Source organism: Prevotellamassilia timonensis (assembly GCF_021531665.1).
Classification (GTDB): Bacteria; Bacteroidota; Bacteroidia; order Bacteroidales; family Bacteroidaceae; genus Alloprevotella.
In genome coordinates this window covers 66,066-83,719 of sequence record NZ_JADYUH010000004.1, presented here as the reverse complement: position 1 = coordinate 83,719, position 17,654 = coordinate 66,066, and the positions used below count along the sequence as shown (strand labels likewise).

At 53.0% G+C, this 17,654-nt stretch carries 15 protein-coding genes and 3 tRNA genes; 6 read left to right on the top strand and 12 right to left on the bottom strand.

Going from position 1 to position 17,654, the window contains the following annotated elements; all coding sequences use genetic code 11:
* Nucleotides 1–26: 26 nt before the first annotated feature.
* From I6E40_RS02125 to I6E40_RS02095, 7 genes are all read right to left on the bottom strand, one after another.
* Nucleotides 27–1,736, bottom strand: coding sequence for an acyl-CoA dehydrogenase family protein (locus tag I6E40_RS02125; protein WP_235385200.1), 1,710 nt, complete (start codon nt 1,734–1,736; stop codon nt 27–29).
* 10 nt (nt 1,737–1,746) lie between these two features.
* Nucleotides 1,747–2,769, bottom strand: a complete 1,023-nt coding sequence (locus tag I6E40_RS02120) for an electron transfer flavoprotein subunit alpha/FixB family protein (protein WP_235385199.1) — start codon at nt 2,767–2,769, stop codon at nt 1,747–1,749.
* 3 nt (nt 2,770–2,772) lie between these two features.
* Nucleotides 2,773–3,648 carry an electron transfer flavoprotein subunit beta/FixA family protein gene (locus I6E40_RS02115; protein WP_235385198.1) on the bottom strand — a complete coding sequence of 292 codons (876 nt, stop codon included), beginning with the start codon at nt 3,646–3,648 and terminating at the stop codon, nt 2,773–2,775.
* 200 nt (nt 3,649–3,848) lie between these two features.
* Nucleotides 3,849–4,658, bottom strand: coding sequence for a purine-nucleoside phosphorylase (locus I6E40_RS02110; RefSeq protein ID WP_235385197.1), 810 nt, complete (start codon nt 4,656–4,658; stop codon nt 3,849–3,851).
* Entirely contained in the window at nt 4,630–5,682 is a 1,053-nt protein-coding gene (lpxK, locus tag I6E40_RS02105; protein ID WP_235385196.1) for a tetraacyldisaccharide 4'-kinase, read from the bottom strand. Before lpxK ends, I6E40_RS02110 begins: the two co-directional genes overlap by 29 nt.
* Before the next feature lie 5 nt (nt 5,683–5,687).
* Nucleotides 5,688–7,457 (bottom strand): signal peptide peptidase SppA, encoded by a 1,770-nt coding sequence (sppA, locus tag I6E40_RS02100; RefSeq protein WP_235385195.1) that lies wholly within the window; start codon nt 7,455–7,457, stop codon nt 5,688–5,690.
* 95 nt (nt 7,458–7,552) lie between these two features.
* Entirely contained in the window at nt 7,553–8,311 is a 759-nt protein-coding gene (locus I6E40_RS02095; RefSeq protein WP_235385194.1) for an exodeoxyribonuclease III, read from the bottom strand.
* A gap of 220 nt (nt 8,312–8,531) precedes the next feature.
* On the opposite strand from I6E40_RS02095, the gene I6E40_RS02090 reads away from it, so the two are divergent.
* From I6E40_RS02090 to I6E40_RS02080, 3 genes are all read left to right on the top strand, one after another.
* Complete coding sequence (locus I6E40_RS02090) at nt 8,532–9,593, top strand: DUF1573 domain-containing protein (RefSeq protein ID WP_235385193.1); 1,062 nt, start codon at nt 8,532–8,534, stop codon at nt 9,591–9,593.
* A 121-nt stretch (nt 9,594–9,714) separates the two neighbouring features.
* A tRNA-Pro gene (locus I6E40_RS02085) sits at nt 9,715–9,787 on the top strand.
* 267 nt (nt 9,788–10,054) lie between these two features.
* Nucleotides 10,055–10,127, top strand: a tRNA-Lys gene (locus tag I6E40_RS02080).
* Between the two features lie 279 nt (nt 10,128–10,406).
* Here I6E40_RS02080 and I6E40_RS02075 read toward each other — a convergent pair.
* Nucleotides 10,407–10,480: transfer RNA gene (locus I6E40_RS02075), tRNA-Asp, on the bottom strand.
* Between the two features lie 195 nt (nt 10,481–10,675).
* On the opposite strand from I6E40_RS02075, the gene I6E40_RS02070 reads away from it, so the two are divergent.
* Entirely contained in the window at nt 10,676–12,574 is a 1,899-nt protein-coding gene (locus I6E40_RS02070; RefSeq protein WP_235385192.1) for a right-handed parallel beta-helix repeat-containing protein, read from the top strand.
* Nucleotides 12,575–12,678: 104 nt separating this feature from the next.
* Here the strand turns inward: I6E40_RS02070 and rpsU are convergent, their stop codons facing one another.
* From rpsU to I6E40_RS02050, 4 genes are all read right to left on the bottom strand, one after another.
* Complete coding sequence (rpsU, locus tag I6E40_RS02065) at nt 12,679–12,873, bottom strand: 30S ribosomal protein S21 (protein WP_235385191.1); 195 nt, start codon at nt 12,871–12,873, stop codon at nt 12,679–12,681.
* Nucleotides 12,874–13,008: 135 nt separating this feature from the next.
* Nucleotides 13,009–13,872 (bottom strand): mechanosensitive ion channel family protein, encoded by an 864-nt coding sequence (locus I6E40_RS02060; protein WP_235385190.1) that lies wholly within the window; start codon nt 13,870–13,872, stop codon nt 13,009–13,011.
* Nucleotides 13,873–14,368: 496 nt separating this feature from the next.
* Nucleotides 14,369–14,977 carry a C40 family peptidase gene (locus I6E40_RS02055; RefSeq protein ID WP_235385189.1) on the bottom strand — a complete coding sequence of 203 codons (609 nt, stop codon included), beginning with the start codon at nt 14,975–14,977 and terminating at the stop codon, nt 14,369–14,371.
* Nucleotides 14,978–15,213: 236 nt separating this feature from the next.
* Nucleotides 15,214–16,071 carry a L,D-transpeptidase gene (locus I6E40_RS02050; RefSeq protein WP_235385188.1) on the bottom strand — a complete coding sequence of 286 codons (858 nt, stop codon included), beginning with the start codon at nt 16,069–16,071 and terminating at the stop codon, nt 15,214–15,216.
* A 260-nt stretch (nt 16,072–16,331) separates the two neighbouring features.
* Between I6E40_RS02050 and ung the strand changes: the two genes are divergently transcribed.
* Entirely contained in the window at nt 16,332–16,994 is a 663-nt protein-coding gene (gene ung, locus I6E40_RS02045) for a uracil-DNA glycosylase (RefSeq protein ID WP_235385187.1), read from the top strand.
* An 11-nt stretch (nt 16,995–17,005) separates the two neighbouring features.
* Complete coding sequence (locus tag I6E40_RS02040) at nt 17,006–17,590, top strand: DUF3109 family protein (protein ID WP_235385186.1); 585 nt, start codon at nt 17,006–17,008, stop codon at nt 17,588–17,590.
* The last annotated feature ends 64 nt before the right edge of the window (nt 17,591–17,654 follow it).

Genomic DNA, 17,654 nt, shown 5'->3' with positions numbered 1-17,654 from the left:
GCTGAAAAGACTAAAAGTTTGAATGATTATGCCTCCACATATTCTGCAAGCGTCTCGGGCGTAGTTCCCATGACGTAGGTGTGGTGGCGAGCAATTTCTGATTCGGTAAGACGGGCATAGACCTTCGCACTCTTGGCAAAGAGGTCGGCGTCAGCCGTGGCGTTGTGGAGCAGGAGGTGCAACATGATGATGTCGGCAGCCATTTCCACGAGGTGACGGGCACAGAGGTCGTGGAGCGGCTGGTCGGCAGCGTTCTTCACGTGTTCAACGGCTTCCTCAAACTTGTCAGCCATGACCTTTGCTTTCTCCAGCAGCGGACGCATTTCTTCGCTGACTTCCGCCTGTTCAAACTCTCTCATCTGAGCGAGGTAGGAACCGTTGGTGACGTAGCGAATGGCTGCCACCACCTGCAACTGCGTCGTTCCTTCATAGATGGAAGTGATGCGGGCGTCGCGATAGTAGCGTTGAATGGGATAGTCCAACATGAAGCCTGAACCGCCGTGGATTTGGATGGCGTCGTAGGTGTTCTGGTTGCAATATTCCGAGTTCATGCCTTTGGCGAGGGGCGTGAGGGAGTCAGCAAGTTTGCTGTAGAGTTTCTGCTCCTGACGTTCTTCGGGCGTCAGTTTGCGCTCGCGACTGATGTCGTCGAGTGCTTTGTAGATATCCACATAGCGGGCGCACTGATAGAGCAGGGCGCGACCGGCGTCGAGTTTTGCTTTCATGTTGGAAAGCATGTCGCGCACGGCGGGGAACTGAATGATGGGTTTGCCGAACTGTTCGCGGTCACGAGCATAAGCAAGTCCTTCGTTGTAGGCGGCCTGCGAGATACCGACACTCTGGGCGGCGATGCCGAGGCGGGCACCGTTCATGAGTGCCATGACATACTTAATCAGACCCAATTTTCGATTGCCGCAGAGTTCTGCCTTGGCGTTCTTATAAACCAACTCGCAGGTCGGACTTCCGTGGATGCCGAGTTTGTTCTCGATGCGTCGCACGTTGACTCCTCCGTCGCGCTTGTCATAGATGAACATGGAGAGTCCGCGTCCGTCGGTCGTTCCTTCTTCCGAGCGTGCCAGTACGAGGTGAAGGTCAGCGTCGCCGTTGGTGATGAAACGCTTCACGCCGTTCAGACGCCAGCAGCCTGCTTCTTCGTCGTAGGTGGCTTTGAGCATGACGCTCTGGAGGTCACTTCCGGCATCGGGCTCGGTGAGGTCCATGGACATGGTTTCTCCGGCGCAGATGCGGGGAATGAAACGTGAGTGCTGGTCTTCGTCTCCGAACTCATAGAGTGTCTCGATGCAGTCCTGCAGACTCCAGATGTTGCCAAAGCCGGCGTCGGAGGCTGCGACGAGTTCTGCACACATGGTGTAGGGCGTGATGGGGAAGTTCAAACCGCCGTAGCGTCGCGGCATGGTCATGCCGTTGAGACCTGCTTTCACCATTGCGTCGAGGTTGGCTTGCGTGCCGGAAGCATAGTGAACACGGTCACCGACGTGGTGCGGTCCTTCAAGGTCCACGCCTTCTGCGTTGTCGGCGATGGTGGTTCCTGCCAATTCTCCGGTGATGTCGAGCACACGGTCATAGTTATCCATGGCGTCGGCGAAATCGAGCGGCGCGTAGTCATAGTCTTCCTTGTCACGGAAATCGCGTTCTTTGAGTTCCACGATGCGCTTCATGAGCGGGTGGTTCAACTCAAACTTCAGTTCGGGATGGTCAGTATAGTTGTTAGCCATTTTTCTTGGATTATTTGCTGTTCGCTTTGTAGGACTTGATGAATTTGGGAACGACTTCTTCCACGCTGCCTGTGATGACGTAGTCAGCGATTTGGTTGATGGGCGCTTCGGGGTCGGTGTTGATGGAGATGACGATTCCGCTTTCCTTCATTCCCGCCACGTGCTGGATGGCGCCGCTGATACCACAGGCAATATAAACCTTGGGACGCACGGTGACGCCGGTCTGTCCGATTTGCAGGGAGTGGTCGCAGAAGCCCGCATCAACGGCGGCACGGCTTGCACCGACTTCTCCATGGAGTTCTTCTGCGAGTTTGCGGAGCAGGTCAAAGCCTTCCTTGCTGCCCACACCGTAGCCGCCTGCCACGATGATGGGTGCACCCTTGAGGTTGTTGGAGGCTTTTTCAACGTGGCGTTCCAAGACCTTCACCACATAGTCCGTGTCGGGCACAAACTCGGCAACTTCATGATAGACAATCTCGCCGTTGTAGTATTCTGCCACTTTCTCCGCTTTCATCACGCCGCTTCTGACGGTTGCCATTTGCGGGCGATTGTCGGGGTTCACGATGGTGGCAACGATGTTGCCGCCGAAAGCGGGGCGAATCTGATAGAGCAGACCTTCATAGTGTTTGCCACTCTTGCGGTCATCATAGTCTCCAATTTCAAGGGCGGTGCAGTCGGCAGTCAGACCGCTGGTGAGCGAGGAACTGACGCGGGGACCGAGGTCACGTCCGATGACGGTGGCACCCATGAGGCAGATTTGGGGCTGTTCTTTTTTGAAGAGATTGACGAGGATGCTGGTGTGCGGTTTGGAGGTGTAGGGATAGAGTCCTTCTCCGTCAAAGACGTGAAGTTTATCCACGCCGTAGGAAAGGATGTCCTTCTCCACTTTACCCGTGATGCCGCTGCCTGCGGCGATGGCTTCGAGTTGCACACCGAGTTCGTTGGCAAGTTTACGACCCTTGGTGAGGAGTTCGAAGGAGACCTCCTCCACGGTAAACTTATCTATTTCGCAATATACAAATACGTTGTTCATGATTTATCCGATGGTATGGCTGTCCAACAATTCCTTGACTAAACTCTCGACATCGTTGTCCGAGCCGGTGAGATGTTTGCTCTCTTTGGCTTTGAAGACGATGTTTTGCACGGCTTTCACCTTGGTGGGAGAACCGGAGAGACCGCACTGCTGCAGATCTCCGTCCACATCAGCAACGCTCCACTGGGAGACGGTGAGCCAAGGTTTCTTCTCATATTCTTCCGCGTAGGGGATGTTGCCGTCGGCGGGACGTTCCATCGGCGCGGTGGCGCGTTTGAACTTCATGACGAGTTTGGCGTTGCGGGGACGGCAGGGCGCAGCATTGCCATTGACGGTCAAGAGGATGGGCAGCGGAGCTTCCACGCGTTCGATGCCTCCGTCAATGCTGCGGGTCAGCGTGATTTTTCCATCGGCAACGGAGTCCACGTTGGTCACGTAGGTCACTTGGTTCAAATCCAGTTTCTGTGCCACTTGCGGTCCGACCTGTGCGGTGTCGCCGTCGATGGCTTGGCGTCCGCAGAGAACGATGTCGGGCATGCCCATCTTCTTGATGGCTTGGCTCAGTGCATAACTGGTGGCGAGGGTGTCAGCGCCGGCGAAAGCACGGTCGGTGAGGAGCACGCCGCCGTCAGCACCGCGATAGAGTCCTTCGCGGATGATTTCCGTGGCGCGGGGAGGACCCATGGTCAGGAGATGCACGGTGGTGCCGGGGTGAGATTCTTTCAAACGCAGCGCTTGTTCCAGCGCATTCAAATCCTCGGGATTGAAGATGGCAGGCAGGGCGGCGCGATTGACGGTTCCTTCGGGCGTCATCGCGTCCTTGCCGACATTCCGAGTGTCGGGCACTTGCTTGGCAAGTACAACAATTTTAAGACTCATGTTGGTATGTGATTTTGATAGTATTGATTTTGAGAAGTAACGCCTATTATATAATCGAGAAGTAACGCCTATTATATAATAAGGTGTCGGAGCGGCGTTAATATCTTAAGTCGCGTGGCAAAAGTACGTTTTTTTGTTTTTTAGACAAAATCACCGGAGCGTCGAACGTGGTTTTGGTTCGATGCTCCGGTGAGAGGGAGTCAGATGCGTTTCACCATTTCGCGGAAGATTTCAGCCATGAGCGGTTGCACGGCATCGGCGGCTTTCTGCACCTCTTCGTGGCTGACTTCGACAATCTTGCCTTCCACACCGAGGTCGGTGATGATGCTGACGCCAAAGACGCGGATGCCGCAGTGGTGAGCGACGATGACTTCCGGCACGGTGCTCATGCCCACGGCGTCAGCACCGAAGATGTGATACATTTTATATTCCGCCGGCGTCTCAAACGTCGGTCCCTGTGTGGCGAGATAGACGCCTTCAACGGTGCGAATGCCTTTTTCTTTGGCAATGGCGCGTGCCATGTCGAGGAACTGGTGATCGTAGGCTTCGTGCATGTCCGGGAAACGCGGACCGGTCGGGAAATTCGGACCGTGGAGCGGGTGTTCCGGCATGAAGTTGATGTGGTCTGTGATGAGCATCAAGTCGCCGATTTCAAAGTCCGGGTTCATGCCGCCGGCAGCGTTGCTGACAAAGAGGTTTTGAATGCCCAGTTCATACATGACGCGGATGGGGAAGGTCACCTGCTTCATGTTGTAGCCTTCGTAGAAGTGGAAGCGTCCTTGAAGTGCCATGACGTCTTTGCCGCCCAGACGTCCGAAGATGAGTTTTCCGGAATGTCCTTCCACCGTGCTGACGGGGAAGTTGGGAATGTCTTGATAGGGGAAGGCTTCAACGATTTCAATTTCTTGCGCCAGGCGTCCGAGTCCCGTGCCGAGCACGATGGCGGTCAGCGGGCGCATCGCGGTGTGCTGCTTAATCCATTCAGCGGTTTCTTTGATTTGCTGTAACATAGTCTTGAATGATTTGTTGGAAAGTTTGTGCTTCGCCCTCTGCGGGAGCCATGCTCACGGTGATGGGTTGCACATATATCTTTTGAAGTATGTCGGAAGGAAGTTCCTGCGCCACGGCGTTCAAGCGCACGGCGTCTTTTTCGGTGGTGACGATGAGTTCCGCTTCTTTGCCGGCTCGCGCCATGCGTGCTGCGTCCTGCGACGTAAAGCGGTGATGGTCAGGAAAGTCCAGTTGCTCCACCTGCTTCGCTCCCGTCCGGCGGAGATGTTCCGCCAAAGGGCGTGGGTTGGCGATGCCGGAAATCAGCAGCACGCGCTTGCCTTTCGTCTCCACGTTCTCGGCGCTCTCAACGAGGAAGGGGCGGAGCGGAGCATAGACGATGCGACTGAAGAAGAGGTGCTGTCCCGGAGCGAGCGGGACGGAGGGCGTTTGCCCGTCGCGACATTTCGTCACGACAATCACGTCAGCACGTTTTGCTCCCCGACGGTTTTCTCGGAGCCGTCCCCACGGCATCACGTGGTCCTTGGTGAAGGGGCGTGCTGCGTCGGTCAGAAGTACCTGAAGCCCCGGACGGACGTAGCGATGCTGAAAGGCGTCGTCCAAAACGACCACATCCGTGTCCTGCCAGCGCGCCAGCAGTCGGCGAATGCCTTCCCTTCGGTCCTCGCAAACCGCCACGTGGGCAAAGGGGCAGTTGCGGCTCACCTGAAACGGTTCGTCGCCGCAGGTGGCTCCCGTCTCTCCCTCTTCGACGGCACGAAAGCCGCGGGTCGTTCTGCCGTAGCCTCGCGAGAGCATCGCCGGGCGGAGTCCCTGTTCGTGAAGGAGGTGCAGGATGTGTTCCACGTGTGGCGTTTTCCCCGTACCTCCCACGGCAAGGTTTCCCACGCCGATGACCGGCAGCGGAAAACGTTCGGAGGGAAGGACGCCTCGGTCGAACAGCAGGTTGCGCACCGTTGTCACGGCGTCATACGCCCACGACAGCGGGATGGTCAGCGGAGCGAGAAGGAGGGAGGGGTTCATGCCGCTTAGAAGAGGTTAGGTTCGTAGGGGATGCGTGCCTGGATTTGTGCACGTTGTCCGAGTGAACCGACGAATTGCAGCGGGCGGTAGTAGATGCCGAGCACGGACTGCATTTTCTGTTCCAGATAGTCGTCCTGGGTTGCCTGTTTCATCAGGTTTTCCATCCAGTCGGCCTTGGCGGGTGCGGCGGTGACGGCATAATCTTTGAGTTTGGCTCTCTTGGCAGCCTCCTGCACAGCGTCTTGGAGCGTTCCGATTTTGTCCACGAGTTTGATGCCGAGAGCTTGGTTGCCGGTCCAGACGCGTCCTTGTGCGATTTTGTCCACGTCTTCCACTTTCATGCCGCGACCTTCTGCCACACGTTTGAGGAAGAGTGCGTAGCCGTTGTTTACGTATTGCTGCATCGCGTTGGCTTCTTCGGGATTGAAAGGACGTCCCATAGCGCCGAAGTCTGCGGAAGTGTTTGTCTTGACCACGTCAAAGTGGAGTCCGAGTTTCTCGGTCAGCAGTCCCGAAGCGTCGGGCACCATGCCGAAGATGCCAATGCTGCCCGTCAGCGTGGCGGGTTCGGCGATAATGTAGTCAGCTCCGCAGGACATGTAGTAGCCGCCGGAAGCAGCGAGTCCGCTCATGGAGACGACCACGGGTTTCTTTGCCTTCAAGAGTTGAATGGCGCGCCACATTTGTTCGGAGGCATAGGCGCTTCCACCGCCGGAGTTGATTCGGAGAACAACGGCTTTGACGTTTTCATCGTTCATCAGTTTGTCCAATTCCTTGACCACTTCAGAACCAACGATTTGTGAGGTGTTTCCGCCAAAGGGATTCTGTGCGGCTTCATCCACGATGTCGCCTTCGGCATAGAAGACTGCGATTTCTTCTGTTGCGGAGGAGGGTTTGTCCAGCTTGGCGAGTTCGGAAGGACTGACGAACTTCACTTCCTTTTCTTTGTCGCAGAGGACGCGCAGACGGTCGCGCACGCCGTCGATGTAGGCAAGCGAATCAACGAGTTGCATCTTCACATAGTTTTCAGCCAAACTCAGTCTTGCATAGTTGTTGGCATAGGCGTTGAGACTGTCCACGGAGACTTTGCGCGCTTCCGCCACGTCCTTGCAGACGCCGCTCCAGATGTCGTCAATGTAGGACTGCACCTGCAAGCGGTTGGCTTCGCTCATGGAAGTGAGGATGTAGGGTTCGACGGCGCTTTTGAACGTACCGACCTTGAAGACCTGCATCTTCACACCGATTTTTTCCAAAAGGTCTTTGTAGAAGATGGGCTGCGCGGCGATGCCGTGCCAATCCACGATGCCGGAGGGATTGAGCAGCACCTTGTCAGCGACGCTTGCCACCCAGTAGGTTCCTTGCGAGTAGTTGTCGCCGTATGCCACGATGAACTTTTTGCTTTGTTTGAAATCAAGGAGAGCCTTGCGTAGTTCCTGGAAGGAAGCATAGTCAGCCTGCATCACACCGGCTTCAAGATATATTCCCTTGATTTTGTCGTTTTCTTTGGCAACTTTGATGGCAGCGAGGAGGTCGTCGAGTCCTTGGGAGGTCAAGAGTTCGTTGCCCATCAGTTCGGCAAACGGGTTTTCGGTGGCGCGTTCGCAGAGTTCGCCTGTCAGTTTGATGCGCAGAACGCTGCCTTTCTCAATGGTCGGGGTGGTTTGTGAACCCACGGAAATGGCGATGAGCATGATGAAGCCGAGGATGGCTGCAAAGACCTGCACAATCACAATGCCCAGCACGGTCGCCAGAGTGTACTTGAAAAAATCTTTCATGTTGAATGCGTTTATTTCTTATAAAAGTATATGTTCCTCTAAAAGTATATGTTCCTCTCGTTACAAACACAGAGAGGACGAAAGTCGCAGCACGTTCAATCTTTCAGCACGAGGCTGACGGGGCAGTGGTCAGAACCGAAGACATCGGCGAGGATGGAGGCGTCTTCAATGCGGTCGGCGAGGCGGTTGCTGACGACGTAGTAGTCAATGCGCCAGCCTGCATTCTTCTCCCGCGCTTTGAAACGGTAGGACCAGTAGGAGTAGGCTTCGACGGTTTCCGGGTGAAGGTGACGGAAAGTGTCAGTGAACCCCGCTTCAAGGAGTTCCGTGAACTTTCCTCTTTCCTCGTCGGTGAAGCCTGCACTGAAATGGTTGGTGGCAGGGTTTCGGAGGTCAATTTCTTGGTGCGCCACGTTCAAGTCGCCGCAGACAATAACCGGTTTTTGTACGTCAAGCCCTTTGACATAGGCACGGAAGGCGTCTTCCCAAGTCATGCGATAGTCCAAGCGTCGCAGTTCCTCCTGCGAGTTCGGCACATAGACCGTGACGAGGAAGAAGTCCGGCATTTCAAGTGTGATGACGCGACCTTCGTGGTCATGTTCCTCAATGCCGAGACCATAGGTGACGTTCAACGGTTCCTCTTTGCAGAAGACCGCAGTGCCGGAATAACCTTTCTTTTCAGCCGAGTTCCAATAAGAATGCCAGCCGGGGAACTCCATGTCCAACTGACCGGGTTGCATTTTGGTTTCCTGCAAACTGAAGAAGTCGGCGTCAAGCCGAGTGAAAATTTCGCGGAAACCTTTCTTGTCACAGGCGCGCAGCCCATTGACGTTCCAAGAGATGAATTTTGTCATAAGTAAAAAAGACGTCACAAAAACAAAGACGTAAGAAAAGACGATTCAAGAAGAAAAACGCCTCTTTAAACGAAGCAAATTTAGCAACATATCCTCAAAAGCGACACTCTTCGGCATTTTTTCTTAACTTCGCGGCGGCGAAACGCCACTTTCCATGTGTGGCGCCCCGCCTTTACTCCTCATTTTCACTCATTGAAAGACCGCTCTTTAGCACATATTTATGAAAAAGACGTTACTCCTCCTTTCCTTCCTCTCCTTCTTTTCCGTTTTGCAGGCACAACCTCTGCTTGTCTTTGAGCAGACCACCCGCAACATGGGAACAATTCTCTGGGAACAACCGAAAACCGCTGTTTTCAAACTGACTAACAAGTCTTCCAACCCTCTCCGCATCACCAACGTGAGAACTGACTGCGGATGTACCAGCGTTTCCTTCCCGAAAGAAGAAATCGAACCGGGCGGAACGGGAGAAATCTGCGTTTCCTATAATGCCGAACTTCTCGGACACTTCTCCAAGTCTGTCGCTGTCTATGTGGAAGGCGTCAAAGAACCCGTTTACCTTCGCATCATGGGCAATGTTTCCCAAACCATGGTTGAAAACTCTGACCAGTTCCCCTTCCAAATTGGCGACTATTACCTCAACACGGACGACATTGAGTTTGACGACGTGAACCGCGGCGACCGACCCGTCTTTGCCTTGCAGGTATATAACGGCAGCAAAATGTCCTACCGACCGCAACTCATGCACCTCCCGCGCTATCTTTCCGCCGTTGCCGAACCCGAAGTCATCCGCCCGGGCAGCGTGGGGCGCCTCTACGTCACGCTGAACAGCGAAAAACTGCAAAACATGGGGCTGACGCAGACGAGCATCTACCTCAGTCGCTTCGAAGGAGACCGCGTCAACAAAGAAAACGAAATCAACGTCTCCACCACACTGCTACCGGACTTCACCGACCTGCCGCCACAAACAGAACTCGCACCCTCACTCGCCATTGACAGCACCACCATCGTGCTTACCGCATCCGACAAACGCCGCAAGGCAAGCGGACAAATCCTGCTTCGCAACACCGGACACTCGCCGCTCGTTGTCAAGGCACTGCAAGTTTATAATCCCGGAATCTCCGTCAGCCTTGGCAAACGCACGCTGAAGCCCGGCGCCGTTGAAAAACTCAAAATCTCCGTCAGCGAAATGTCTGACAAGTTCAAAGGAAGAAGAAGAATTCTTCTCATCACCAATGACCCCGAACACGCCAAAGTCGTCATTGACGTGATAGTGAAAAAGTGAGGCGCAACGCAAACAGCCTTAGCCATCACAGCAGAAAGCGCCTTTGTGATGCCCAAAACTCACTTTTCTCAAAAAGATTTTGGAAGTTCGGAAAAAACACCCTAATTTTGCAGCGTGAAATCGGAAAGTAGCGCAGTTGGTAGCGCACTACGTTCGGGACGTAGGGGTCGGGCGTTCGAGTCGCCTCTTTCCGACCCGTTTTGAAAATGATTTGCAAGCGATGTGCTCTGATTGGGGTGCATCGCTTGTTTTTTGTATATTTCCCATAACATCGGAAAAACAAACGGAAGCTAAACGGGAACCTGTCGGAAGGCAAACGGAAGGCAAACGGGAATTTATCGGAAGGCAAACGGAGCCTCATTCGAACGTTTTTTTGGACATTTCCTGAAAAAAAGATAGAAAAGGCTTGTCTATATGAAAAGGAGTTCCTATCTTTGCACCCGCTTAACAGCAATAGAGTTGATCCGCTAGCTCAGCTGGTAGAGCACAACACTTTTAATGTTGGGGTCTTGGGTTCGAGCCCCAAGCGGATCACGGACAAGGTTGCAACTTCACGTTGCAACCTTTTTCTTTGAAAAAACAAGAGGGATTCTGGAAACCATGACACGCCGTGGCACCGTCACAGCACCGTCACCGAACTGAGAGAGAACCCCCCAAGCCTCTCAACGATGCTCAAATCGGGGGACGTTTTATTTTTATACCTTTATGAGTATTGATTTCTACAAGATCTATTCATGGCCACGGCGGGCGCTAACAAACAAAATGCAAAAGTCTCAAAGCATCTGCTTTGAGACTTTTGCGTTTTAAAAAGTGCGGTGCGTACGGGACTCGAACCCGTGACCCCATGCGTGACAGGCATGTATTCTAACCAGCTGAACTAACGCACCAATCAGCGTTCCTTTCGGAAAGCGAGTGCAAAGGTAGGACTTTCCGCGAAACCAGCAAACATTTTCGTGTCTTTTTTTGAAACAGACCAATAAATCTCTATGAAACGCATGGCAACGTATGATATTATCTGACTTCATTGTCTAACTTCGCAGAAGAAAAAAGGAACTCACTCCACGTTCAAGGGGCGACAACGCATGAAAAACACGCCTAAACCCTCCTCCAAGTATTCTTTTATATCCGACATGAAAAACGCCATCACAAGTGCGAAAGTTTTTCTTTCTCGTCACACCCAATCTCTGCATCCTCTTGCCTTGGTTTGTATGCTTCTAACGGTTTCGCTGACCGCGAACGCGGGGAGCAGAACCGTGAAACTCGCCGACCGAGGCATCCGTCCCAACACCGCAAACGACAAAACGCTCGCCTCACGCCTGGACAGCGTGCTCCGTGTTCTGCGCAGCGAACAGAAACCGGGCGAAACGCTGAAACTGAAACTTGAGAAAGGCGTCTATCACTTTTACTCCGCCGACTGCCGCAAAGAGACGCTCTTCATTTCCAACCATGACCAAAACCAGCCGAAAGCGGTCGGCATCATGCTGGACAGATGGCAGAACCTCGTTGTGGATGGACAAGGAGCAGAAATTTGCTGTCACGGACGCATGCTGCCCATCGTCCTGCGAAATGGGAAAAACTGCACGCTCAAAAGAATTAGCGTGGATTCCGACAATCCGCAAATCGCCCAGGTTCAAGTGGTGAAGAACACCGAAGAGGGCATCACCTTTGAAGTGGCACCGTGGGTGAAGTGGCGCAAAGGGAGTCATGGAGCACTGGAAACCTACGGCGAAGATTGGACAATGCAGCCCCAAACGGGCATAGCCTTTGAAAAAGACACTCGCCACATCGTCTTCAACACCGGAGATCTCTGGATTGACACGCGCGACTTCATTGACCTTGGCGGAAACCACCTCCTCGCACCGAACTGGAAGGACAAACGACTTGTCCCGGGCACCATTGTGGCGATGAGAAGTTATTGGCGCCCCTGTCCCGGCATCTTCATGGCGAACGACACTGCCACGGTTTTGGAGAAAGTGACCATACACTATGCAGAAGGCATGGGACTTATTGCCCAGCGCTGTCACGACATCACCCTGCGAGGTTTTGATGTAGCACTTCGTAGCGCCGGTGACCCGCGCTACTTCACAACGCAGGCTGACGCCACACATTTCTCGCAGTGCAGTGGGCACATCCAATCGGAAGGAGGACTCTATGAACACGCCATGGATGACGCCATCAATGTTCACGGCATCTACCTCCGCATCAAAGAGGTGATTGACAAGCACACCATGCGCTGTCGTTATGAGCATGGGCAATCCTACGGTTTTGACTGGGGAGCGGCGGGCGACACCGTTCTGTTCGTGCAATCCAGCACGATGGAAGAACATCCGGCTCGCTGCGTCATTCAGTCTGTTCGTCCCATCGAAGGCTCTTCTTTCCAGGGCGTGAAAGAGATGCTCGTCACGGTTCACGAAGAACTGCCGGAGAATCTGAAGGACGGAGGACTTTGGGGAATTGAAAACCTCAGTGCTACGCCCACCGTGACATTTCGGCGTAACATCATTCGCAACAACCGCGCCCGAGGCGCACTTTTCAGTTCTCCGCGTCGCACGGTCTGCGAGGACAATCATTTTGACCACACCTCCGGCGCTGCCATCGTGCTTTGCGGTGACTGCAACGGATGGTTTGAAAGCGGTTCGGTGCATGACCTCATCATTCGCCGCAACACTTTCACCAACGCGCTGACTTCGCTCTACCAGTTCACAAACGCCGTGATTTCAATCTATCCCGAGATTCCCGAGTTCCACAACCAGAAACGTTGTTTCCACGGCGGCAAACGCGGCTCGATTCTCATTGAAGACAACAACTTTGAAACGTTTGACAAACCGCTGCTCTACGTGAAATCCACCCAGGGGCTCGTCTTTCGTCGCAATCGCCTCAAAAGATCCAACGCCTACACCCCCTTTCACTTCAACCAAGAAGAAATCAAGGCAGAACACTGTGAGGACTGCGACCTTCAGCCCGCCACGGAAGTAAGATAGAGAGAGCCAAAAATCAAACAAACGCAAAACCGTCCGACCAAAGTCAAATGGTCGGACGGTTTTGCGAACCGCACCCGTGAAAGGGAAGGGACGCGGCGTAGGACTTAGTCTTCCTTGCTGAGGTTCAGTTTCTGAACATACACAGCGTGTTCTTTTGCCAAACGCTTCAGCACGCTGGGTTTGTCGAACTGCTGACGAGCACGCAATTCCTTGATGATGCCGGTGCGTTCAAATTTTCTTTTGAATTTCTTGAGGGCGCGTTCAATGTTTTCGCCTTCCTTTACGGGTACTACAATCATTGTTTGTTTTGTGATTTTATTTTGTTATTACTTAATTTGCATAGTGCTTGCGAGGTGCAAAAGTAGGCATTTATTTTATTACCGCCAAGATTTCGTTGTTTTTTCGCAGACTTATCTCATTTTCTTGTTCTTCAGTCAGGAGGCGGGCTGAGCGTCGTTCGCCAGATGCACGACTTGTTGAGGATAGGGAATGTTGATGCCTTCGCGGGTGAAGAGTTCGTAGATGTGTTGCTGCACCTCGTGATAGACCGTCCAATAGTCTTCCGTCTTGACCCACACTCTCACGACAAGGTTCACGCTGCTGTCGCCGAGGTTGTCCACTCCGACGAAGGGGAGTCTGTCGTCGGGCTCTTGGAGGATGCGGGCGTCGGCGGCAAAGAGGTCAAGGAGTTTGCGACGCACCATTTCCACGTCTTCTCCGTAGTCTATGCCGACGGTCCACTGCACACGGCGTGCGCCCATCTTGGAATAGTTCACGACGACGGAGGTGCTGAGACTTCCGTTGGGGATATAGACCAATTTGTTGTCGGCGGTCATGAGGATGGTGTGGAAGATTTGGATTTCGTGAACGCGTCCCTGCACGTTTTGTGCCTCAATCCAGTCTCCGACACGATAGGGTTTGAAAAGCAGGATGACGAGACCGCCTGCGAAGTTTTGAAGGTTACCGGAGAGTGCCATGCCGACTGCGACACCGGCTGAAGCAAGCAGCGCAGCGAAGGAGGTGGTGTTGATGCCGAGGGCACTGATGACGGAGATGATGAGCAGGATGGTGAGGAGGATGTTCACCAGACTCTTGAGGAAGCTTTGCACGCTTACTTCAACGTGGCGGCGTTCGAGCATGGAACCGACGAGACGGTTGATGAGTTTGATGATGAAACTTCCGACGAGATAGATGAGGAAAGCAGCAATGAGATGTTTTCCCGTGGTGATGGAGAGGTCGATGAGTTTGGTGATGAGTTGGTCGAGCTTACTGATTTCTGCGTTGAGGATGGTGAACATAAGAAGAGAGGATTGAGGGGAGTTCTAAAAAATTATGGAGTGTTCTACAAATTATGGAGAGTTCTACAAATTACGGAATAAGGAGCATTCAAAAGAAAGTGTTTACGTTTTGGTTTCTTTTTGTTTCTCAGCGCGCCCTTTTGTAAGTAATCCTCAAAAAATAACCTGCATCATCTTTGAAAATCTTTTCGGTCCATATTTCCTCCCTCATCAGTCACATAGCTACGGCTATGCTCCTTCTTCGGGTGAAAATCTGACCTCGAAAATGTCATTCAAATCTGACGCAACTTATTATTTTTTATATTACTAAGTCTCGTCATTCACATAATGCGCCATGCTTTTTTTACTGACAAAAGTTTATCTCTGAGAAATCAGTAACAACAAAACCTGATGGATAGGACAGCCTTGAAAGACATGAAAAATGCCGTCTTGGGGAAGGCGGCACTTATGGTTTTTGTGAAGAGACGAGTCTGCGGGTTGCGTCGTATTTTTTTTCTCACTCCACGATGCGGCGTGCTCCGATGTAGCGGCGACTGTAGTAGGTTTCGTTGGAGGAGGAGATGCGAACTCCGCCGCTGGAACTAGCGTGAACGAAGGAGAATTTGTTTCCTTCGGGATCAACATCCGTGACGATACCAACGTGTCCGACGCTTCGATGACTACCTCTGCCTCCGAAGAAGACGAGGTCGCCTTTTTTCAAGTCGGCGATTTGACTGATGGGAGTGCCTTGGGTGTATTGCGAACGAGAAGAACGAAGAATTTTGACGTTCTCTCTTCCATAGACGAAACTGGTGAAGCCGGAGCAGTCGAAGGCGTTGGGACCTTGCATTCCGGAGCGATAGCGCGCGCCGAGATATTGGAGTGCTGTTTTCACCACGCTTTCTCCGAAGGAGTTGTTGGAGGCGGTGGTGGCGGCAGTCGATGCCGGTTTCATGAAGTCGGGTGTCACGGAGAAGTCGGGAAGTGTAACGGCTTTGACTTCAATCACCTTCTTTTCTGCTCGTGAGTGTTTGGGGAGTGCTTCGGGGATGAGGTCCTGCGCACCTGCTGAGAGCATTCCCAGCAGACCCATCACAGCACAGACAGCATATTTCTTTAGTAACACAGATGTTGATTTTAATATAAAACAAAAAAAGACACCGGAAACGCGTTTTGTTCCGGAAGACAGAGAGCCTGGAAACAGGGCAAAAGAACTTCAAAAGAGGCTCTTTTCTCTTTAACTGCTGCAAATTTAGCACTTTACTCTCTTGCAGACAAGTGAATTAAGAACTTTTTTGATTGAGAGAAAATTTGACCCGAGGTGTTGCACACGAAGACTTTTTTTGTGTGGCGAGCGACGGTTCATTCTTCCTCGCGGGTGGCGGAAAGGCTGTCAGCGGCAATGCGGGTGGCAGCAAGGCTGTCGGCGGTGGCTACTTTTTCTTCTGCCACTTTTACGGCAGCGAGGGAGTCCAGTCGTCTGAGGCTGTCTGCCTCGGCGACGCGGGCAATGGAGTCTGCGATGAGGCGCGCAATCTGCGCCGGAGTGAGTCGGTCTTCTGCGCCGAGTCCGATGAATTCGGGCAAACGCTCCGTTTCTCCGGAGATGATGACCCTCATGCCGCAGTAGGCATAGTTCTTTTTCAAATAGATGATGTGGTTCGTGTTGACCCGGATGCAGCCCTCGGAGGCTCTTCTGCCGATGCTTCTCGGCGCGTTGGTGCCGTGGATGCCGATGCCGGCAAACTTTCCGGTGGCGAGACTGAGGAAGTAGGGACCATAGCATCCCTTCACCTTTCTGCCGTCGCGAGTTTTGTGAATCCAGTCTGTGCTTTCGTAGATGCCCACGACGCGGAATCTGCCTTCGGGCGTCCGATAGTCTCCATGTTCTTCCTTGTTTCCTTTTTTCGCACCACAGGCGATGCCGCAGGAGAAGAGCACGCTGTCTTTTCGGTTCACGACGTAGAGGCGCATTTTGGGTTTGGAAATATAGATATACGTTCCTTCCGCTCTGCCCAGCACGGCGGGGTCCACGCTGTCAGGGTCTTCCACCTCGGTCAGTGCTTTGACCTGGTCTTCCGGTGCTTCGGGAAGGGAGTCGGTCAGTTCCTGCAATGCTTCTTCGTCAATGTGCGTTTTTTTCTGAGAGCAGCCGAAAAAAACCGAAACGAGAAGAATCGGGAGACAATATATAATATGTATAGGCTTACCTGTGAACATGTAGGACGTAGTGCGCGTTTTAGGTTGCTCTCTCGGGTTGAGCTACTCCCCACTCTTTGCGCGGGAGTCTTGAAATGTGAATTTAGGTTGCAAAGATGGCACTTTATTTTCACTTTGAAAAGAATAACTGCGCCGAAGAGGCTGTTTTTACCTTGTTTCCTAACTTTTCTTTGCGCTTTTAATGCCGTTCTTGTGAGCGAAGCGTGTTTTTTTGAGGAACGGTGAAGCTCAAGTGGCGTCGAAAACGTAATTTTGCAAACATGAAAGTGAAAATAGACCCATCTTGGGAGCAAGAACTGCAAGCCGAGTTTGACGCACCCTATTTCAAGACCTTGACCGACTTCGTCAGAGAAGAGTATCGCCAAGGTCCTTGTTTCCCTCCCGGCAACGAGATATTCAACGCCTTCAACCTTTGTCCCTTTGACAAAGTGAAGGTGGTCATCATCGGACAGGACCCCTATCACGGCGAAGGACAAGCGGAAGGTTTGTGCTTCTCCGTCAAGGAAGGTGTGAAGTTGCCGCCTTCCTTGGTAAACATTTTCAACGAAATAGAGGCTGACACGGGGCGGCAGCAACCGACGCACGGCAGTCTGCGACGCTGGGCGGAGCAAGGGGTTTTGCTTCTGAACGCCACGCTGACGGTGCGGGCGCACCAAGCGGCATCTCACCAGAACCACGGCTGGGAAACATTCACGGACGCCGTCATTGCGAGATTGAACGCCTCCCGCGAGCACCTCGTCTTCATCCTCTGGGGAGCAAGCGCACAGAAGAAGGGACGCGTGATTGACCGCGAGCGTCATCTGGTGCTTTGCTCAGCCCACCCTTCCCCTCTTTCTGCCTATCACGGCTTCTTCGGCAATCATCATTTCAGCCGCTGCAACGACTACCTCATTGCTCACGGCATTATTCCCATTAACTGGTAATCAACTGCACTATGATACTTCAAATTGGGGAGGTGATTCTCACTTCCGAAATCATCACCGAGTTTTTCTGCTGCGATCTTGAGAAGTGCAAAGGCATTTGTTGTGTGGAAGGCGACAGCGGCGCTCCTCTCCTCATGGAAGAGGTGGCTGAGATGGAAAATGTGCTGGACGACGTTTGGCAGGACTTGAGTGCGAAGGCGCAGTCGGTGATTGACCGCCACGGCGTCGCCTGCACGGATGCCGACGGCGACCTCGTCACGAGCATTGTGGATGGCAGAGATTGCGTCTTCACGTGCTACAACTCTGACGGTTGCTGTTTCTGTGCGGCGGACAAAGCGTTCCGAGAGGGAAAGACTTCATGGCGCAAGCCGATTTCCTGTGCCCTCTACCCGATTCGGGAAAAGCGATTCAGAAACGGGCAAGTCGGCTTGCAATATCATCGCTGGGCGGTTTGCCACGACGCTATCAGCAAAGGACGCGAACTGAACTTGCGAATCTACGAGTTTCTTCGCGAACCGCTCATTGAACGTTTCGGCAAGGAATGGTATGACGAACTCTGCGTCGCCGCACACCACTTCCTTGAAACGGAGCAATGAACAACCTAAAACAACTTTCTTCATTTTCCTCGCCACGGCGGACAAAATGTTTGTCAGCCGTGGC

What these genes read in the sequence shown, in the direction of transcription:
- lpxK (WP_235385196.1), bottom strand. Translation starts at nt 5,682, where the DNA reads ATGAACCCCTCCCTCCTTCTCGCTCCGCTGACCATCCCGCTGTCGTGG.
- I6E40_RS02090 (WP_235385193.1), top strand. Translation starts at nt 8,532, where the DNA reads ATGAAAAAGACGTTACTCCTCCTTTCCTTCCTCTCCTTCTTTTCCGTT.
- ung (WP_235385187.1), top strand. Translation starts at nt 16,332, where the DNA reads ATGAAAGTGAAAATAGACCCATCTTGGGAGCAAGAACTGCAAGCCGAG.
- I6E40_RS02095 (WP_235385194.1), bottom strand. Translation starts at nt 8,311, where the DNA reads ATGACAAAATTCATCTCTTGGAACGTCAATGGGCTGCGCGCCTGTGAC.
- rpsU (WP_235385191.1), bottom strand. Translation starts at nt 12,873, where the DNA reads ATGATTGTAGTACCCGTAAAGGAAGGCGAAAACATTGAACGCGCCCTC.
- I6E40_RS02125 (WP_235385200.1), bottom strand. Translation starts at nt 1,736, where the DNA reads ATGGCTAACAACTATACTGACCATCCCGAACTGAAGTTTGAGTTGAAC.
- I6E40_RS02040 (WP_235385186.1), top strand. Translation starts at nt 17,006, where the DNA reads ATGATACTTCAAATTGGGGAGGTGATTCTCACTTCCGAAATCATCACC.
- I6E40_RS02110 (WP_235385197.1), bottom strand. Translation starts at nt 4,658, where the DNA reads ATGTTACAGCAAATCAAAGAAACCGCTGAATGGATTAAGCAGCACACC.
- I6E40_RS02115 (WP_235385198.1), bottom strand. Translation starts at nt 3,648, where the DNA reads ATGAGTCTTAAAATTGTTGTACTTGCCAAGCAAGTGCCCGACACTCGG.
- I6E40_RS02070 (WP_235385192.1), top strand. Translation starts at nt 10,676, where the DNA reads ATGAAAAACACGCCTAAACCCTCCTCCAAGTATTCTTTTATATCCGAC.
- sppA (WP_235385195.1), bottom strand. Translation starts at nt 7,457, where the DNA reads ATGAAAGATTTTTTCAAGTACACTCTGGCGACCGTGCTGGGCATTGTG.
- I6E40_RS02120 (WP_235385199.1), bottom strand. Translation starts at nt 2,769, where the DNA reads ATGAACAACGTATTTGTATATTGCGAAATAGATAAGTTTACCGTGGAG.
- I6E40_RS02050 (WP_235385188.1), bottom strand. Translation starts at nt 16,071, where the DNA reads ATGTTCACAGGTAAGCCTATACATATTATATATTGTCTCCCGATTCTT.
- I6E40_RS02060 (WP_235385190.1), bottom strand. Translation starts at nt 13,872, where the DNA reads ATGTTCACCATCCTCAACGCAGAAATCAGTAAGCTCGACCAACTCATC.